Origin of the sequence: Methylobacterium crusticola, from assembly GCF_003574465.1 — a bacterium.
In the GTDB taxonomy this organism is placed as follows: Bacteria; Pseudomonadota; Alphaproteobacteria; order Rhizobiales; family Beijerinckiaceae; genus Methylobacterium; species Methylobacterium crusticola.
The window spans coordinates 1-15,944 of record NZ_QOWC01000104.1; the positions used below are offsets into that span (position 1 = coordinate 1).

17 protein-coding genes and 1 pseudogene are annotated in these 15,944 nt (G+C 67.4%); 7 read left to right on the top strand and 11 right to left on the bottom strand.

Features of this window, described 5'->3' with window-relative positions; genetic code table 11:
* The 3 genes from DT057_RS22480 to DT057_RS22490 form a co-directional block, all read left to right on the top strand.
* Nucleotides 1–1,085: sensor histidine kinase (locus tag DT057_RS22480; RefSeq protein WP_203236349.1), on the top strand; the 1,085-nt coding region annotated here is incomplete at its 5' end.
* Nucleotides 1,082–1,771, top strand: a complete 690-nt coding sequence (locus DT057_RS22485) for a response regulator (protein WP_128564341.1) — start codon at nt 1,082–1,084, stop codon at nt 1,769–1,771. The genes DT057_RS22480 and DT057_RS22485, both read left to right, overlap by 4 nt.
* A 36-nt stretch (nt 1,772–1,807) precedes the next feature.
* Nucleotides 1,808–2,257, top strand: a complete 450-nt coding sequence (locus DT057_RS22490; RefSeq protein ID WP_128564342.1) for a PTS sugar transporter subunit IIA — start codon at nt 1,808–1,810, stop codon at nt 2,255–2,257.
* A 21-nt stretch (nt 2,258–2,278) separates the two neighbouring features.
* On the opposite strand, the gene DT057_RS22495 is transcribed toward DT057_RS22490, so the two are convergent.
* From DT057_RS22495 to DT057_RS22505, 3 genes are read right to left on the bottom strand one after another with little or no spacing between them, the layout of a single operon-like run.
* Nucleotides 2,279–3,067, bottom strand: a complete 789-nt coding sequence (locus tag DT057_RS22495) for a 2-keto-4-pentenoate hydratase (protein ID WP_203236350.1) — start codon at nt 3,065–3,067, stop codon at nt 2,279–2,281.
* Between the two features lie 34 nt (nt 3,068–3,101).
* On the bottom strand, nt 3,102–4,094 hold the full coding sequence (dapA, locus tag DT057_RS22500) for a 4-hydroxy-tetrahydrodipicolinate synthase (RefSeq protein ID WP_128564344.1): 993 nt from the start codon (nt 4,092–4,094) through the stop codon (nt 3,102–3,104).
* A gap of 8 nt (nt 4,095–4,102) precedes the next feature.
* Nucleotides 4,103–4,342, bottom strand: coding sequence for an RAG2 PHD domain containing protein (locus DT057_RS22505; RefSeq protein ID WP_308220173.1), 240 nt, complete (start codon nt 4,340–4,342; stop codon nt 4,103–4,105).
* A 382-nt stretch (nt 4,343–4,724) separates the two neighbouring features.
* Between DT057_RS22505 and DT057_RS22510 the strand changes: the two genes are divergently transcribed.
* From DT057_RS22510 to DT057_RS22525, 4 genes are all read left to right on the top strand, one after another.
* Nucleotides 4,725–5,291, top strand: a complete 567-nt coding sequence (locus DT057_RS22510; protein ID WP_128564345.1) for a quinone oxidoreductase family protein — start codon at nt 4,725–4,727, stop codon at nt 5,289–5,291.
* Between the two features lie 24 nt (nt 5,292–5,315).
* A complete protein-coding gene (locus DT057_RS37265; RefSeq protein ID WP_128564366.1) occupies nt 5,316–5,513 on the top strand; it encodes a DUF1427 family protein in 198 nt (65 codons plus the stop codon).
* Between the two features lie 136 nt (nt 5,514–5,649).
* Nucleotides 5,650–6,126, top strand: a complete 477-nt coding sequence (locus DT057_RS22520) for a GNAT family N-acetyltransferase (RefSeq protein ID WP_407068159.1) — start codon at nt 5,650–5,652, stop codon at nt 6,124–6,126.
* Nucleotides 6,127–6,259: 133 nt separating this feature from the next.
* Complete coding sequence (locus tag DT057_RS22525) at nt 6,260–7,171, top strand: DMT family transporter (protein WP_128564346.1); 912 nt, start codon at nt 6,260–6,262, stop codon at nt 7,169–7,171.
* A gap of 114 nt (nt 7,172–7,285) precedes the next feature.
* Here the strand turns inward: DT057_RS22525 and DT057_RS22530 are convergent.
* The 8 genes and pseudogenes from DT057_RS22530 to DT057_RS22565 form a co-directional block, all read right to left on the bottom strand.
* A pseudogene (locus DT057_RS22530) lies at nt 7,286–7,398 on the bottom strand (IS6 family transposase); the annotation flags it as partial.
* A gap of 119 nt (nt 7,399–7,517) precedes the next feature.
* Nucleotides 7,518–7,967 (bottom strand): RidA family protein, encoded by a 450-nt coding sequence (locus DT057_RS22535; protein ID WP_128564347.1) that lies wholly within the window; start codon nt 7,965–7,967, stop codon nt 7,518–7,520.
* 50 nt (nt 7,968–8,017) lie between these two features.
* On the bottom strand, nt 8,018–9,118 hold the full coding sequence (locus tag DT057_RS22540; protein WP_162501474.1) for an ABC transporter substrate-binding protein: 1,101 nt from the start codon (nt 9,116–9,118) through the stop codon (nt 8,018–8,020).
* Nucleotides 9,119–9,150: 32 nt separating this feature from the next.
* Nucleotides 9,151–9,822, bottom strand: coding sequence for an HD domain-containing protein (locus DT057_RS22545; RefSeq protein WP_128564349.1), 672 nt, complete (start codon nt 9,820–9,822; stop codon nt 9,151–9,153).
* Nucleotides 9,823–9,863: 41 nt separating this feature from the next.
* Entirely contained in the window at nt 9,864–11,528 is a 1,665-nt protein-coding gene (locus DT057_RS22550; protein ID WP_128564350.1) for a hydantoinase B/oxoprolinase family protein, read from the bottom strand.
* Entirely contained in the window at nt 11,525–13,633 is a 2,109-nt protein-coding gene (locus DT057_RS22555) for a hydantoinase/oxoprolinase family protein (protein WP_128564351.1), read from the bottom strand. The genes DT057_RS22550 and DT057_RS22555 overlap by 4 nt, the downstream gene beginning before the upstream one ends.
* 79 nt (nt 13,634–13,712) lie before the next feature.
* On the bottom strand, nt 13,713–14,840 hold the full coding sequence (locus DT057_RS22560) for an ABC transporter ATP-binding protein (protein ID WP_238314374.1): 1,128 nt from the start codon (nt 14,838–14,840) through the stop codon (nt 13,713–13,715).
* A 3-nt stretch (nt 14,841–14,843) separates the two neighbouring features.
* Nucleotides 14,844–15,935, bottom strand: a complete 1,092-nt coding sequence (locus DT057_RS22565; RefSeq protein ID WP_128564352.1) for an extracellular solute-binding protein — start codon at nt 15,933–15,935, stop codon at nt 14,844–14,846.
* Between the last annotated feature and the right edge of the window lie 9 nt (nt 15,936–15,944).

The following is a 15,944-nucleotide window of genomic DNA, read 5'->3' on the forward strand; positions in this document are numbered from 1 at the left end:
AGATCGCCCTGATGCTGAAGCTGCGCGTCGTGGTGCTCCTGCCCGAGGCGCAGCAGCTCACCGTGATGGTGGGCTACCCGCCGGAGGACATGCTCGACGAAGCCGACCTGGCCGCCGCCAAGTGGACCTTCGACCACGGCCAGGCCGCCGGGCGCGGCGCCGACACCCTGCCGGGTGCCAAGCGGCTGTTCCTGCCCTTGCGCACCGGCCGGGGCGTAATCGGCGTCGTCGGCCTCGACGCCGACAAACCGGGCCCCCTGCTGACGCCCGATCAGCGCCGCCTCCTCGACGCCCTCATGGATCAGGGGGCGCTCGCCATCGAACGCGTCCACCTCGTGGCGGATCTCGACCGGGCGCGGCTCGCCGCCGCGACCGACCGCCTGCGCCAGGCCCTCCTCACCTCGATCTCGCACGACCTCAAGACCCCCCTCGCCTCGGTGCTCGGGGCAGCCACGACGCTGCGCGATCTGCGCGCGGACCTCGGCGAGGATGCCAAGGGGGAGCTCGTGTCGACCATCATCGACGAGTCCGAGCGCCTCAACCGCTTCATCGCCAACCTGCTCGACATGACCCGGCTCGAGTCAGGAGCCGTCGCCCCGAACCTCGCCCTGAACGACCTCAGCGAGGTCGTCGGCACGGCGCTGGAGAGGGCCGGCAAGATCCTGGTGGGGCATCGGGTCGAGGTGGCGCTCGCGCCGGACCTGCCGCCGCTTGCCCTCGACGCCGTGCTGATGGAGCAGGCGTTGTTCAACCTCCTCGACAACGCCGCCAAGTACGCGCCGGTCGGCACGACCGTGCGGGTCGAAGGCTGGCAGGCGAACGCTCGCGTCTGCCTGCAGGTGCTGGACGAGGGCGAGGGCATTCCGCCCAGCGATCAGGAGGCGATCTTCGACAAGTTCTACCGGGCGCGCAAAAGCGACCATGTCCAGGCCGGGACCGGTCTCGGCCTCGCCATCTCGCGCGGCTTCGTCGAGGCCATGGGCGGCCGCCTCGACGCCGGCAATCGCACGGACCGGTCCGGCGCGGTCTTCACCCTCAGCTTTCCGACGCCCGCCGATCGACGCGTTCTGGACACCGCCGCATGAGCGCCGCACTCCGCATCCTGGCCGTCGACGACGAGCCGCCGATCCGCAAGCTCCTGCGCATGGGCCTGACCAGCCAGGGCTACGAGTTCCGGGACGCCGCCACCGGCAAGGCCGCGTTGCGGCTGCTGGCCGAGGACAGCGTCAACCTCGTGATCCTCGACCTCGGCCTGCCCGACATTCCCGGCCACGAACTCCTGCGCCGCATCCGGGAGAAATGGCCGAGCTTGCCGGTGATCGTGCTCTCCAGTCGAGGCGACGAAGCCGGCAAGGTCGAGGCGCTGGACCTCGGGGCTGACGACTACGTCACCAAGCCCTTCGGCATGAACGAGCTGCTCGCCCGCATGCGCACGGCTTTGCGCCACCAGCTCGCGCAGCAGGGTGAGCGGCCGGTCTTCCGGGTCGAGGAGCTCTCGGTCGACCTCGTGCGCCGGATCGTGCGGGTCGGCGAGCGCGAGGTGAAGCTCTCGCCCAAGGAGTACGAGTTCCTGCGCCTGCTGGTGCACCACGCCGGGAAGGTGCTCACCCACGCCCACCTGCTGCGGGAGATCTGGGGTGCGGTCGCGGACACGCAGTACCTGCGCGTCTACGTGCGCCAGCTGCGCCAGAAGATCGAGCCGGATCCGGAACGGCCGCACTACATCCTGACCGAGACCGGGATCGGCTACCGCCTGCGCGCGCCCGATTGACCTGCCTCGCCCATCCCAAGCCTGGCCGGAAGCTCCATGATCATCACGGATTTCCTTGCCCCGCACCACGTCGTCCTCGACGTTCGGGCCCCGGACAAGCGTCGGCTGCTGGAGGACCTGGCGGGGCGTGCTGCCGCGGCGCTCGGGCTCGATGCCGGTCTCATCCAGCGGGCATTGGAGGCCCGCGAGGCCCTGGGCTCGACCGGCATCGGAAGTGGGATCGCGCTGCCTCACGCCCGGCTGACGCAGGTCACGCGGCCCACCGGCCTGATGCTGCGACTGCGGCCCGCGATCGCCTTCGAGGCGATCGACGAGCAGCCGGTCGACCTGGTGTTCCTGCTGCTGATCCCGACGGAGGCCCCGAGTGAACCGCTCAACGCCCTCGCCTGCGTGGCGCGCCGGTTGCGCGATCCCGCGGTGGTCGGCGCCTTGCGGCAGGTGCGCGATCCGGCTGCCTTCTACGCGGTGCTGACGGAGGACCGCTGAGGCGACCGAGAGCGGAGCGCCCTACGTGATGTCGAGCTCGACGCGCCCGAGGGAACCGAAGTCGGCCTCGACGTGCTGGCCCGGCACGATCTGGCTCAGCGCAGTGCAACTGCCGGTCGCGACCGCATCGAACGCGTCGATGGTGCGCCCGGCCTGCGACACGATTTCGGCCAGCCACGCGACCGCCGCCAAGGGATGTCGGTTCAGGATCTCCCGCCCCGACCCTTGCGCGACCACGTGGCCGTCGAGGCGAAGCGAGACCGCGCTGGTGGCCAGATCGCGATCGCGCCAGTCCGCGACCGCGCCGCCGCGGCCGTGCGCCACGTCGAGGCCGAAGTCGGCCGTGGCCGTCCAGGCGTTGAGCGGTACGGTGTGGCACACGCGCCGGCCCAGGACCTGCACGCCGAGGTGGCAGGAGACGACCGCCGCGGCGAGGGCATCGAGGTCGCCGGGATCCTCGCCGTCGAGCGGAAAGGGGCGTCCGAACACGAACGTGTACTGCGCCCCCACGCCCAGGATCCCCCGGGAGGCGCGCAGGGAGGTGCCGCTCGGCAGCATGGCGGGGGCGAAGAGGGGAGCGACGACCGGCCCGTCGCAGCCGAGCAGGCGGGCGCTGCGGTCCGAAGTGGCGGCCAGCGTGTAGCCGCGGATCGGCTGGTTGTAGGCCAGCACGGCCTCCGCCTGCACCGCCTCGGCGGCGGCCGGCCCGGCGATCACGCGGAGGTCGAGACGAGGCGAGACGTGGTTGAGGCGGCGGGCCTCGGCCAGCCCTCGCCCCAGCCTTTCAGGGTCGTAGCGTTCTGGCACCATCGCCGTCCCTGCGATCGAGCCTCGCATACCGGGATCACGCCGCACGGGACGCTTCTTCGCTCCGATCGACCGGCTCGCGCGCCTCGTCCCCGCGCAGCATCTCCAGCGCCTCCACGATCGCGGTCGCCGTCTCGGGCCGGGGAACCACCAGGGGCAGCCGCAGGTCCGGAACCACGTCTGTGCGCAGCAGCGACAGGGCGAGCTTGACGGGACCCGGGTTGGTCTCGCGCTCGAGAGCCGCGATCAGCGGCGCGAGGTGGGCCTGAAGCGCGGCCGCGCGCAGGTAATCACCCATCCGGCAGGCGCGCTGCAACTCTGCGCAGAGCCGCGGTGCGACATTGGCCACGACCGAGATGCAGCCCCGGCCGCCGGCCAGATTGAAGGCCGCCGCGGTGGCGTCGTGTCCCGAGAGCTGGAGGAAGGCAGGCCCGGCCGCGCGAGCAGTCGCTGCCGGCCGGCCCAAGTCTCCGGTGGCGTCCTTGATGCCGATGATGGTGGGGATGGCGGCGAGGCGGGTGAGGGTGCTTGGCGAGAGATCGACGCCCGTGCGGCTCGGAACGATGTAGAGCAGCAGCGGCAGGTCGACGGTACGGGCGATGACGGCGAAGTGCTGGTAGAGGCCCTCCTGGGTCGGCTTGTTGTAGTAGGGCGTGACCACGAGGGCCGCGTCGGCGCCGGCCGCCTTGGCCACCTGCGTGAAGCCGAGGCTGGTGCGGGTGCAGTTCGTGCCCGTGCCGGCGATGATCGGCACGCGTCCAGCCGCGACCTCGACGGCGATGCAGAGCAGCCGGTCGCGCTCACTGAGAGAGAGCGTCGGCGCCTCGCCGGTCGTTCCGCCGACCACCAGGCCATCCGTGCCCTCGGCAATCTGCCAGGCCACGAGGTCGGCGAAGACGTGTTCGTCGATCCGGCTGCCGCCCTCGACGAAGGGAGTGATCAGCGCGGTGAGCGATCCTCCGATCCGGCCCGGAGGGTCGCTCGATCCGACCTCATCCGCGCCGGTATGCGCATAGGCACCGCCAGGCATGGTGCGCCTCAGAGCTTGAAGACGAGGGGGTCGGGCGAGAGCCGCACCGCGTCCGGGCGGCGCCCCGTCTCGAACGCCGCGTAGTTGAGCGCGTCCCGCTGACTGCGAAAGATCCCGCCTCCAAGGCCGTGGGTCTCGATGGCGAGCCAGTGACCCTCCAGGCTCGGGCCGACGAGGAAGCTCAGGTGGCCGTCCGAGACCGAAGGGGCCGAGAGGGGAGGTTCGACGAGGTGCGACATAGCGATCATGGGGTTCGCGCGATCCGTCCTCGGGACCGCACCCTAGTATTGCGCATGCCGGCATAAGGGATCGATGGGGCTGAGCTGCCTAAGATATCAAGAAAGCATGTGGATTTGGTCTATGCCTGCCGGTCGCCAGCCCTGGTAGGCTACAGCGCGCGCTGACCGATCACACGCCTTGATCCAGCGCTGGCAGTCAAAGCGAAGGGTTGATGCTCACTTAGATATCGAGGAGCTGGAGATGACGGCGGCGTGAGAGGTCGTTCTCACGGCGGTGAACGCTGCCAGACCTTCGTGAACCATGGTCAGAGTGAGTGCAAAGATGATCAAGGCACGGATCATGAATTCACTCCATTGACACGTGAGGCAAGCCGGTGGTCATGGCTGAGGGCTGCAGCCGGTCAGACGTGCCACGGCGGAGCTTAATGCCAGTGGCGGTGTCGGCGGCGCCGTAGCTCAGATCGCGCGCCAGCGCGGCGCGCGCGTGATCGGCGCCGACCGGGTAGCGCCGCCGGACGGAGGCGCCATCCGCGACCACGCCGACCTGCTGCTGATCGATGAGCCGGACCTGCCCGCGGCGGTATGGAAGGCCACGGATGGGCGCGGCGCTGCAGTGATCTACGACTGTGTGGGCGGCAAGACGATGTTCGAGATCGCCACGCGATGCCTCGCACACAAGGGCCGCCTCATCGAGATCAGTGCCACCGGCGACCCTATAGTCCAGTTCAACCTCGCGGATTTCTACCACAACGAGACCCGTCTTTTCGGTGTGGACTCGCTCAAGCATGACCTCGTGCAATGTGCCCGCACCCTCGACGCGCTTCGTCCCGACTTCGAGAGCGGGCGCTACCGACCTGCGCCGATCGCGGCGACATACGGGCTAGACGACGCCAAGGCCGCCTACTCCTGCGTGACCAATGGCGCGCAGGGGCGGATCGTATTGACGCCGCAGCTGTGAGGGGACGAGGGATGGCCTTATGCAATCTCTCTGCTGATCGGTGCGGTCGTCGGCCTTATCTACGCGCTGGTAGGGGTTCGTTCGCCCGCGCCGCCCCTGATCGCGCTGGTTGGGCTACTCGGTATCGTTCTTGGTGAGGAAGGCACGGCATTCGTGCGGCACCATCTCAATACGCCCGCAGCCAAGCAGGGCGCGCCAAGCGCGGCACCCGGCGATCCTTAGCCGGCGCGACGCCGCACAGACAGAGAGTGCACGGATTTCCTGCCAGGCCTTCCGCTGCGTCCGCTTCGCCCCAACGCCAGCCAGAAGCAGACAGGCAGGTATCCACCCATTGTGGATCCTCGCCTACAGCTTCACGATGATGCCCGTGGCTACAATATTTCCTTCGGTGGTCGACCTCCGCGAGCGGCCGCAGTTCGCTCCCATCGTCGCCGACCGGGTATGGCGCGCATGGTGGGAGCCGAAGGGCTACGCACTCGCCTTCATCGAGGGCTTGGTTCAGCAGAACCTCAGCGACGCGCCGATCCCCTTTGCCCTCGTCGCCCACGATGGGGGCACGTTCCTCGGAACAGCCTCAGTGATCGCGTCCGATCTCGATGTGCGGCTACAGTACACGCCATGGGTCGCGGCCGTCTGGGTTGACCCGAAGCATCGGTCGAACGGAGTTGGCGCGGCCCTCGTACGAGCGGGAGCCGAGAAGGCCCATGCGCTCGGTTTCGATCCCGCATACCTATGCGCCTTGCCCCCCAAGCACGCGTTCTACGAACGGCTCGGTTGGCGTCTGGTCGAGGCAGGCGTGACCGAGGCCGGGCTCGCAGTCTTCCGATCCCCATAGCTCGCGAGCGCAAGGTCCGCCCCCCACCTGTTGCGGACGCTCCTCATTCCTCCTCGCGATAACGGTCCAGTTCTGCCTATGGTGCTGGCGGAGAGGGGACGCACTCGGCCGCCCCATGTGAAAGCAGAACGGCGTGACGACGAAGACGACCCAGGATCGCGATCGATCAACCTCATCTGCCATTGGCCTGACGATCCTGTCCGGACTGCTCTACGTCCTGGGGTACGCGCTCTCGAAGAGTTTGGTCGCGAACGACGGTCTCGGCCCTTTGCAGGTCACCTTCCTGCGCTGCGCCGTCATCCTCGTCATCGGCCTTTGTGCGGCAGCGTGGCCTGGAAGCGGCGTGACCTGGCACCGCCTGCTAAGGCCCGACAGGGCCTGGGAGCAACGAGCTGCCGCGGCTGCGCTCGTCGTGTCCAACGCGCTCGCGGTGCTCGCCTACGCTCTGATGCCGGTCACGGCCGCCTCGGCGCTTGGCTTCACCGCCCCATTGCTGCTGACGCTGCTCGGCGGATTGCTGCTACGCGAGCGCGTCCCGCTCGGCCGCTGGCTCGGCACGCTGCTCGGCTTCGCCGGAATGCTGCTGATCGTGAGGCCGGGCAGGGAGGCGAGCGTGCTCGGCATGGCGGCGGCCTTCGGAGGCGCCCTCACCTACGCGGTCTATCAGGTGTTGATCCGCCGTCTGCGCGATGCGGCCACGACCCTCGACACGATCCTGCAGGTCGCTCTGGTTGGCGTCGTGCTGCTGGCGGCGCTAGTGGTCGCGGACTGGCGACCCGTCAACGCCAAGGCCGCGGCGCTCATCCTGTTGGTGACGATCGTCCAGACTGCCGCCCTGGCGAGCATCGCGGCGGCACTGCACCGAGGAGAAGCGTCGCGGCTCGCGCCCTGGCAATTCTCCGGCCTTCTATGGGCCATGGCCCTCGATGCGCTCCTACTCCAGATAGTCCCTACGCTCGGCGGGTTGATTGGCGGGTGCCTTGTCATCGGGGGTGGTGTGCTGGCTCAGATGGCGGGTCGATCACCAGCAGTCGAAGCAGCTTGACCATGCGAAGGGCCGTTTCCCATTTGTAGCAGACCTCGCGCGTGCGCGCCGAGTTCGCATAAGTCTGGCGTATGGAACTGAGGCCTCTGCTCGGTGATCCTGCAGTCTAAGGCAACGCAGATACCAGGAGACAGCCTGGACGATGAGGGTGGCCTCGAAGTGCCGGCCCTTGAAGTCGCCGCGGGGGGCTGCCGCTTCAGCTTGAGGGCGAGGGCGTTCAGGATCATGCGCCGGCTCCGGGGCGGAGCGGCAAGCTGGGCACCCATGGCTAACGGCCGGTGAACGGCGGCCCGTTCGCGTTTGCGACAGGCCCAGATCCTGCGCCTGTCCGCGCGGGTCGGAGTCCTCAAGCCACAGATCCGGCGCCGCCCCGGACCGCTACGATCATCTCGACCTCTACCGGCGCGTTGTGGGGCAGCTCAGCGACGCCAACGGCGCTGCGCGCATGGGCGCCGCGCTCCGGACCCAGTCGGTCGAGAAGGACGTCGGATGCCGCGTCGATGACGGCGCCCTGGGCGTTGAAGCCAGCCGCCGACGCCACGAAGCCCGTGATCTTCACGATCCGCACAATGTCGGCCTCATCGAAGACGCCGAGGAGCACGTCGAGGCCGTTGCGGGCGCAGATCGCGGCTGCGCGTCGTGCGTCGTCGAGTTCAACCTCAGCGCCGACTTTGCCGGTCTGGCTCAACGCGCCGTTCTCGCGCGGCAACTGGCCGCTGACGAACGCGAACCCGCCGTGAGCGACTACTGGCGTCACGCGGTTGCTGACCTGTGGCGAGGTCTGACCTGAGGACATGATTCTTCTCTCTTTCTAAGCTTTAGATTCATCGACAGCTGATCAGGCGATCACGACCGAAAGATGTTGTTGAGCCTCTCGACGATTTCGCCGCGCCTGGCATTGATGTAATCCCAATCGACCATGAACACGTTCATCTCGTCGAGCCGCTTCTCCGGATAGGCGACGCGGGATGCTGCGTCCTGATTGAGCACGACGTTTCGGACTGTGGGCGCCGAGAAGAGCGTTTCGGCCATGCCCTTCTGGATCTCGACGCTGAGTATTCGATCGATGAATGCGCGCCCGAGCTCCGGCTCGGGCGCGTTCTTCACGAGGGTCAGGCAATTGACCCCGCCGAACACGCCCTCCTTTGGAAAGCATTGCTGCACGGCCGCTCCCTTGAGCTGGTAAGGGACGATGTCCTTCGAGAAGCCCATGGCGCCGATATCCGCCTCGCCCTGCGCGATCTGCAGGATGGCGGTGACATGGTTGTCGTAGGTCGTCATGACGTTGGGCTTCAGCTCCGCGAGCTTCGCGTAGCCGCTCTCGAACGCATACTGGGCATCCTTCAGCGGCTTGCCTGTTGCGAGCGCGGCGGCTGCGATTAGGAGCATGACACTGCCGCCCTGGTTCGGAGAGATCATCAGCAGGCGGCCTCGGAACCGCTCGTCCCACAAGTCGGCATAGCTCGCGATCGCCGGCCCGTTCGCCGGATTGACGAATGGGGCGACCGTCGAAACCGTGAAGGCGACGCCGTGGCTGTCGTTCAGCACGTAGCGGGGGAACGCGTTCCCCATGTTCGGGATCTTGCCGGGATCGAGCGGGGCAATGAGGTTCTCGGTCTTGGCGATGGGGATGCCAGTATCGTCCATCATGATGACGCTGTAGGTCGGCTTGACCTTCTGCTGCCGCAGCAGGGCGATTTGGCCGAGGGTGAAGTTCTCGGTCTGGTAGACGCGGCAGCTGTAATCCGCCTCAAATCCTGGGACGATCTTCTGTCGGACGAAGTCGGCCATGGGTCCGCTGAACGTGCCGACGCTGATCGAACGTCCTGCAGCCCAGCTCCGTCCGGACCATACGGCCGGCATCGCGACGCCTGCGTAGGCCAGGGTCGTGACAACGGATCGGCGGGTCGGGCGCGCGGGCATGATCGTGTCCTCTTCGGTGAGCATCGATGCGGCCGTGTGAGTGTCGTCGTCGTGCCTCAGCGGCGCACCGCATCCGGGCACTCCGTCGCGCGCAGTTGTCGCGGCCCGAACAGCCGCGTCATGCGGTCGGGCAGTGTGCTCTCCTGGACGAGTCCGGCGGCGGCGCAGATCGTCCACCAGGTGTGGTCGGCGTCGTGCACGATCATGCATTCGAGGCTGCGCTTGACGTTGTCGCCCTCCGGCGAATGGCAGGCCGCGATGTGGGCGACGGCTTCGGGGAGGCCGACGCTGAGACAGATGTGGGCACCGTAAATCGGGTGCCTTAAGGAGGGCGAGCCGACGCGGCTCGGATCCGTCGCCCAGCGCCTGAGATTGCTGGGGTCGCATTCCCAGGCCTTGCCGACGTCGTGGCAGAGGCCCCCCGCGACGACGATGTCGCGATCAATGACGGCTTCGGGGTGAACCGCCGCGAAATGATCGACGGAGGCGAGGGCGAGGCGCGTGACGCCGCTGAGATGGACATTCTGCCCGCCCCGCTTCAGCACCATCACGCCCGGATTGGCATCGCCCGGGATGTCCCGGACGCGGGCGAAGCTTGAGCGCCGCAGAGCCAAGCTCCATGCCGCGACCGTTCCTTCCCGCAGGCCGGGTTCGCCGATCCACGCGATCTCGGGAAGATCCTCGAGGATGCCGCTGCGCAGGTCATCGACAGTCTGTCCGGTGGCCACGTCGACTCTCCTCGAGTAAGCGGCACGCGTTTGGGCGCGGTTCAGAGGTCCCTGGCCTGGGCGGGGTAGTTCCGATCTACCCAGTCGCGGCTCACGAGGCCGCGCCGGAGATCGCTGCGGATCCGCTCCGGGCTCCGCGCAGCCGGATCGCCGAAGCCGCCGCCGCCCGAATCCTCGACTTCGATGACGGCGCCCGGCGCGAGCTCCACGCGCGCCTTTGGATCCGTAAGTACCCCGTCGACCGCGATGCGGCGGTGCGCGCCCGGGCTGCCACCCCGGAACCCCCGTGCGGCGAGCCGGGTCCTCGACGCCATGAAGGCGCCGTTGACCACCCGGCCGGTATCGTTGCGCAGCGCGAAGATCTGCCCGTTGCCGCCCTGGAACTCACCGGCGCCGCCCGTATCGGGCAGGAGCTCCTTGCGCAGGAAGAAGCAGCCCGTGTCCTCCTCCCAGACCTCGACCGGACCGCCGATCATGTTGGACGGTCCCGGCAGGGCCGAGCGCCCGTCCAGGTCGCTGAAGGCGCCGTAGCCGCCCGGCGTGAAGTATATGTAGGAGAAGTCGCGTCCGAGCTGCGACCGGCCGCGCAGGTTGACCTGGAAGATCATGCCGGAGTCGGCCTGCACCTCACCAGGCAGCGCCTCGGCCAGCGCGCCGAAGACGAGCGGCGCGACGTAATGTCCGAAGATGTGCCGCGCCCCCGTGGGGTTCGGCCGCAAGGCGTTCAGGATGCAGTTGTCAGGCGCGGCGAGTGTGACGAAGTCGATCACAGCCTGATTGTTCGGGATGTCGGGCGCGACAAGGACCTTGAAGCAGAAGTAGCAGTACGCCCGGGTATAGCAGATCGGGACGTTGACGCCGCGGTTGACGATCGGACCGGTGCCGGTGAAATCATAGTGGAAGCCGCCCTCGTCGACCGTGACGGCGACCTGCAACCGGATCTCCGGGACGCCGTTCACGCCCTCCACGGGCAAGACGGCCTCGAACGTGCCCTTGGGGACCGTCTTGAGCTGCTCGGTGATGGCGGAGTGCGTCAATGCGAAGATGCCGTCAGCGACCTCCGCGACATCGTCAAGCGCGTACTCGGCGAGGATGTCGCAGAGTCCCTGCGCGCCCACGTTGCACGACGCCACGTTAGAATAGAGGTCGCCGAGAACCAGATCTTCGAAGCGCACGTTGCGTTTAAAGAAATCGACCACGAAGCTGTTGAGCACGCCTTCCTGGAACAGCTTGATCGGCGGAAGGGAGAAACCCTCCTCGTAGACGTCGCGTGCATCCGCGCCGTAACCGGGGCCGCCGCCCACATCGGCGAGGTGGGAGACCGTCAGGCAGTATCCGACGATCCGGCCCTTGTGGAAAACCGGCTTCAGAACGTTGATATCGTAGACATGGCCCGTCCCGATCCAGGGATCGTTCGTGATCACAACGTCCCCGTCGCGAAGGTCGGAGGCCGGGATGATATCCAGGATGCCCTTGATGGTGCTCGGACCGGTCCCGGTGAAGGACGGAACGCCGACGGCGCCCTGTGCGAGAAAGCGGGCCTGCCCGTCGAACAGCATCACGGAGAAATCGCCGCTCTCCCGCACCATGGTCGAGAACGAGGTCCGCACCAGGGCCGATGCCATCTCATCGGCGATGGATACGATGCGGGACCAGAGGATTCCGATATCGACCGCGTCGAAGTGGCCCGCGAATGTTTCGGTCATGGCTGGGCTTCCAGGTCTGCGATGAGGTCGAGCGAGGGCGCGACGACGGCCGGGCTGCCGGCCGGGATGTAGATCGTCGTGTCGTTCTCCTCGACGAGAGCGGGGCCGGCGATCACCTCGCCCGGCCGGAGCGCGTAGCGGTCGAGAACCGGCACGGCGAGCGCGCGTCCGGCGCGCTCGCCCAGGACCGTCCGCACGCCCTTCTCCCGCGCTCCGCCCTCGCGCACGTTCTCGTAGCGGTAGCCCTCGAGCTCGGAGAGCGCCGCGCCCTGGGAGACCTCGACCGTCCAGTTGACGATCTCGATGGCGTGATCCGGGAAGGTCAGGCCGAAGATCTTGCGGTACTCCCCTTCGAAGGCCCGATGGATCGCCGCCGGCTCGAAGAGGGTGCGGTCCGGGCCGATCTTGACCGCCGTCTCGTAGCCCTGCCGCTCGTAGCGCATGCCGAGCGTGAGCGAGATCGTCCCGCCGCCGGCGGCCAGCGCTGAGGCGACACGCTCGCCGGCCACCATGCCGTCAACCTGCGCGACGACGTCGTCCCGCGTCGCTCGGTCGAGACGGACGAGCCTAGTCTTCTGTAACGCGATACCCTCCCGGCCCGTGAACAGGCCGAAGGCCGAGGAGACGCCCGCTCCGAACGGGAAGATCACGCGCCGAATGTTGAGGATGCGGGCGATCGCGATTGTATGGAGCGACGAGGATCCACCAGTGCTGACGAGCGTATAGCGGCGGTAGTCGATCCCGAGCTCGGCGGCGTGCACCCGGAAGGCTCTGGCGACGTTCTCGTTGACCGTGTTGTGGATGCCGCGCGCCGCACGGTCGGTCGAGATGCCGAGCGGGCGCGCGACATTCCGCTCGACGGCTTCGCGGGCGAGCGCTGCGCTCGCCTCGATCCCGCTGTTGCGGAAGTTCGCCTCCGACAGGAGGCCGAGGACGAGGTTGGCGTCGGTCAGCGTCGCCTGCTCGCCGCCGCGCCCGTAACAGGCCGGGCCGGGATCAGCGCCGGCGCTGCGCGGCCCGACGGCGATGGCGCCGCGCTCGTCCATCCGGGCGATGCTGCCCCCGCCAGCGCCGATCTCGATGAGATCGATCGCCGGGATCATCAAGGGCAGGCCGCTCCCGACCTTGAAGGCCCCAACACGGTCCACCTCGAGCGCGGATTGGACGTGCACCTCCCCGGCGGTCAGGAAGGCGCCCTTCGCTGTGGTACCGCCCATGTCATAAGCGAGGACGTTCGCAGCATCGCCCGCGCCGTCGACATCCGCATTGCGGGCCGCGATCGCGCGCGCGGCCAGCACGCCCGCGGCCGGGCCCGACTCGATCAGCCGCACCGGGTAGCGCACGCAATGGTCAAACGAGAGCGGCAGGCCGGACGAAGTCATCATCAGCCCGCGGTCGCGAAAGCCGCGCTCGGCCAATCCGCCTTCGAGGCGCCTGACGTAATCCGCCAGGATCGGCATCGTGTAGGCGTTCACCGCGCAGGTGGTCCAGCGCTCGTACTCGCGCTGCGCCGGTGCGACCCCGGCCGACATCGAGACGTAAGCGTCCGGGAAGCGATCGAGGATCCAGTCCCGCACCGCCTCCTCGTTCGCGGCATTCCGGTAGGAGTGCAGGAAGCACACGGCGAAGTTCTTGACGCCGGTCTGCGCGACGAGCCGCTCGATATCGGAGACAACCGTTTCACAGGAAGGGAACTGGACGATCTCGCCCAGAGCAGACACGCGTTCGGCGACGGAGACTTTGAGGTCGTCCCTGGCCAGCGGTTCTGGAAACCGGAGCTTCAGGTTCGTGAGGTCGTAACGATGCTCGCGGCCCGTCTCTAGAGTCGTGCGAAAGCCTTCCGTATAGACGAAGATGAAGTCGCGGCCCTTTCGCTCGATGACGGCGTTTGTGATGATCGTCGTCGCATGAAGAAAGAGATCGCACGACGCGGGCGTCAGGCCGGAGCGTTCGGCCAGTAGATCCATTCCCGCAAAGATCGCTTGTTCCGGCGCATTGGGCGTCGTCAGCACCTTGTCGGTGAAGACCATGCGGCGCTCGCGATCCTGCAGGACGAAGTCGGTGAAGGTTCCGCCGATATCGACGGACAGGGCGAAGCGGGGCATGGGCGTAATGAAGCCTTCGGTTGATCCGCGCGGGCCGACAATGCGCGCGGCGAAGCGGATCTGCTGACGAAACCTGTGCTCAGGCGGAGGGCGATAAAGACGCGCCGCGCAGGACGCTACTGCTCGACGCGCGCCAGGACGCGAGCACCTTGTCGCCGGTCTGGAACGCGACGGCGCTCGACGTGACGCGCTCGTTCTTGAGGAGCGCGACGAAGGGGCCGCCCGCATCCAGCGTCAGGTGGATTACCGTGACCGGGCCCCGGAAGCTCACCTTGTCGATCGTTGCCGGAGCATCGTTCCAGTGGCCATCACGCGATCGTGGCCACTCGCCGCCCGTCGACACGGCGATGTCCTCGGGCCGGACGAAGATCGTCACCTCGTCCCCCTGCGCGGCCTCTGCCGCCGGCGTCCGAACCACCCGGCCACCAACGCTCACCGCCGCCCCGTCATCCTGGCGATCCACCAGCGTTCCCTTCAGGAAGTTGGCCGTACCGAGGAACTCGGCGACGAAGCGCGAGGTCGGATGGCTGTAGACCTCGGCGGGAGCGCCCACTTGCTCCAGGCATCCGTTGCGCATGATGACGATCCTGTCGGCCAAGGTCATGGCCTCGTCCTGATCGTGGGTGACGATGATGCTCGTGATCCCGAGCCGCTGCTGGATCTGACGCAGCTCGAGCTGCATCGCCTCCCGCAGGTTCTTGTCGAGCGCGCCGAGCGGCTCGTCGAGGAGAAGCACGCTCGGCTCGATGACGAGCGCCCGCGCTAGCGCGACACGCTGCTGCTGACCGCCGGACAACGCCGACGGCAGGCGATCCGCGAAGGTTTCGAGCCGCGTCAGCCTCATGCCCTCCGCGACCCGGCTGCCGATCTCGCTCCGGGGGAGCCGGCGGGCCTGGAGCCCGAAAGCAATATTCTGCGCCACCGTCAGGTGCGGGAAGAGCGCGTAGCTCTGAAACAGCATGCCGATGTTGCGCTTGTGGACGGCGAGGCCAGCCATCGAGCGGCCGCCGACTACGATGTCGCCGGCGGTGGGCGTCACGAGACCGGCAATCATCCTGAGCGCCGTCGTCTTGCCGCATCCGCTCGGCCCCAGGAACGCGACCATCTCGCCTCTCCCGATCGCGCAGGAGAGATTGTTGACCGCCAGATTGGATCCGTAGGCCTTGGTCAGCCCGCGGATCTCGACATCGACCGACGCCAGCCGCATCGCTCAGGATCCGAGAATGCGGTTGAGCTTCTCAACGATCTCGCTGCGCTTCGGATTGATGAAGCTCCAGTCGATCATGCAGAGGTTGAGCTCCTCTATGCGTGTCTCGGGGTAGGCAATGCGAGGCGCGATCTTCGGGTTGACTTCGACGCCGCGCACGGTCGGGGCGGCGTAGATCTCCTCGGACAGGGCTTTCTGCACGCTGGGTTCGAGCATGCGACTGATGAAGGCCTCGCCGAGTTCCCGATCGGGTGCACCCTTGACGAGCGTCATGCAGTTCACCCCGCCGAACACACCCTCATTGGGAAAGCATTGCTCGACCGCCGCGCCCTTGACCGTATAGGGCGCGATGTACTTGGAGAATTCCACCACGCCGGCATCGGCCTCGCCAGATGCGACCTGAAGGATCGCGCTTACATTGTTGTCGTAGACTGTCATGATATTGGGCTTGAGTTCCGCCATCTTCTCGAAGCCCTTGTCGATCAGGTACTGCGCCTCCTTGAGAGGCTTTCCGGTGGCGACGGAGGCCGCCGCGATCAGGACCATCACGCTGGTCCCCTGCTTGGGCGAGACGGTGAGCAGGCGCCCGCGGAACTTCTTGTCCCAGAGATCGGCGTAGCTCCTCACTGCCGGCAGCGACGAGTTGATGAAGGGTGAGCAGATCGAGACGGAGAAGGCGACGCCCATGTTGTCGTTGATAAGGTAGCGCGGCAACGCGTTCCTCAGGCTCGGAACGCGGCCAGCGTCGAGCGGCTCGATCAGGCTTTCGGCCCTGGCGATCGGGATGCCGGCATCGTCCATCATCATGACGCTGTAGGTCGGATTGGCCTTCTGCTGGCGCAGCAGGGCGATGTTGGCCAGCGTGAACCCTTCGGTGATATAGACCTTGCAGCCGAGATCCGCCTCGAATCTCGGCACGACCTTCGTGCGGATGAACTCGGCCATCGGGCCGTTATAGGTGCCGACGCTGATGGACCGGCCCTGCGCCCAAGCGCGGCCGGACAGAACGGCGGGTGCGGCGAGGCCCATGCCCGCGGCGGCACCCAGGCCGGTGGCAGCGCCGATGAACGATCTTCTGGTCGAACCCGTCGTCATGCTGTTCCC

Bases quoted from the DNA above. Each gene is read 5' to 3' on its own strand.
- DT057_RS22490 (WP_128564342.1), top strand. From the start codon at position 1,808: ATGATCATCACGGATTTCCTTGCCCCGCACCACGTCGTCCTCGACGTT.
- dapA (WP_128564344.1), bottom strand. From the start codon at position 4,094: ATGCCTGGCGGTGCCTATGCGCATACCGGCGCGGATGAGGTCGGATCG.
- DT057_RS22535 (WP_128564347.1), bottom strand. From the start codon at position 7,967: ATGTCCTCAGGTCAGACCTCGCCACAGGTCAGCAACCGCGTGACGCCA.
- DT057_RS22555 (WP_128564351.1), bottom strand. From the start codon at position 13,633: ATGCCCCGCTTCGCCCTGTCCGTCGATATCGGCGGAACCTTCACCGAC.
- DT057_RS22560 (WP_238314374.1), bottom strand. From the start codon at position 14,840: ATGCGGCTGGCGTCGGTCGATGTCGAGATCCGCGGGCTGACCAAGGCC.
- DT057_RS22540 (WP_162501474.1), bottom strand. From the start codon at position 9,118: ATGCTCACCGAAGAGGACACGATCATGCCCGCGCGCCCGACCCGCCGA.
- DT057_RS22495 (WP_203236350.1), bottom strand. From the start codon at position 3,067: ATGGTGCCAGAACGCTACGACCCTGAAAGGCTGGGGCGAGGGCTGGCC.
- DT057_RS22550 (WP_128564350.1), bottom strand. From the start codon at position 11,528: ATGACCGAAACATTCGCGGGCCACTTCGACGCGGTCGATATCGGAATC.
- DT057_RS22565 (WP_128564352.1), bottom strand. From the start codon at position 15,935: ATGACGACGGGTTCGACCAGAAGATCGTTCATCGGCGCTGCCACCGGC.
- DT057_RS22520 (WP_407068159.1), top strand. From the start codon at position 5,650: ATGATGCCCGTGGCTACAATATTTCCTTCGGTGGTCGACCTCCGCGAG.
- DT057_RS22485 (WP_128564341.1), top strand. From the start codon at position 1,082: ATGAGCGCCGCACTCCGCATCCTGGCCGTCGACGACGAGCCGCCGATC.
- DT057_RS22505 (WP_308220173.1), bottom strand. From the start codon at position 4,342: ATGATCGCTATGTCGCACCTCGTCGAACCTCCCCTCTCGGCCCCTTCG.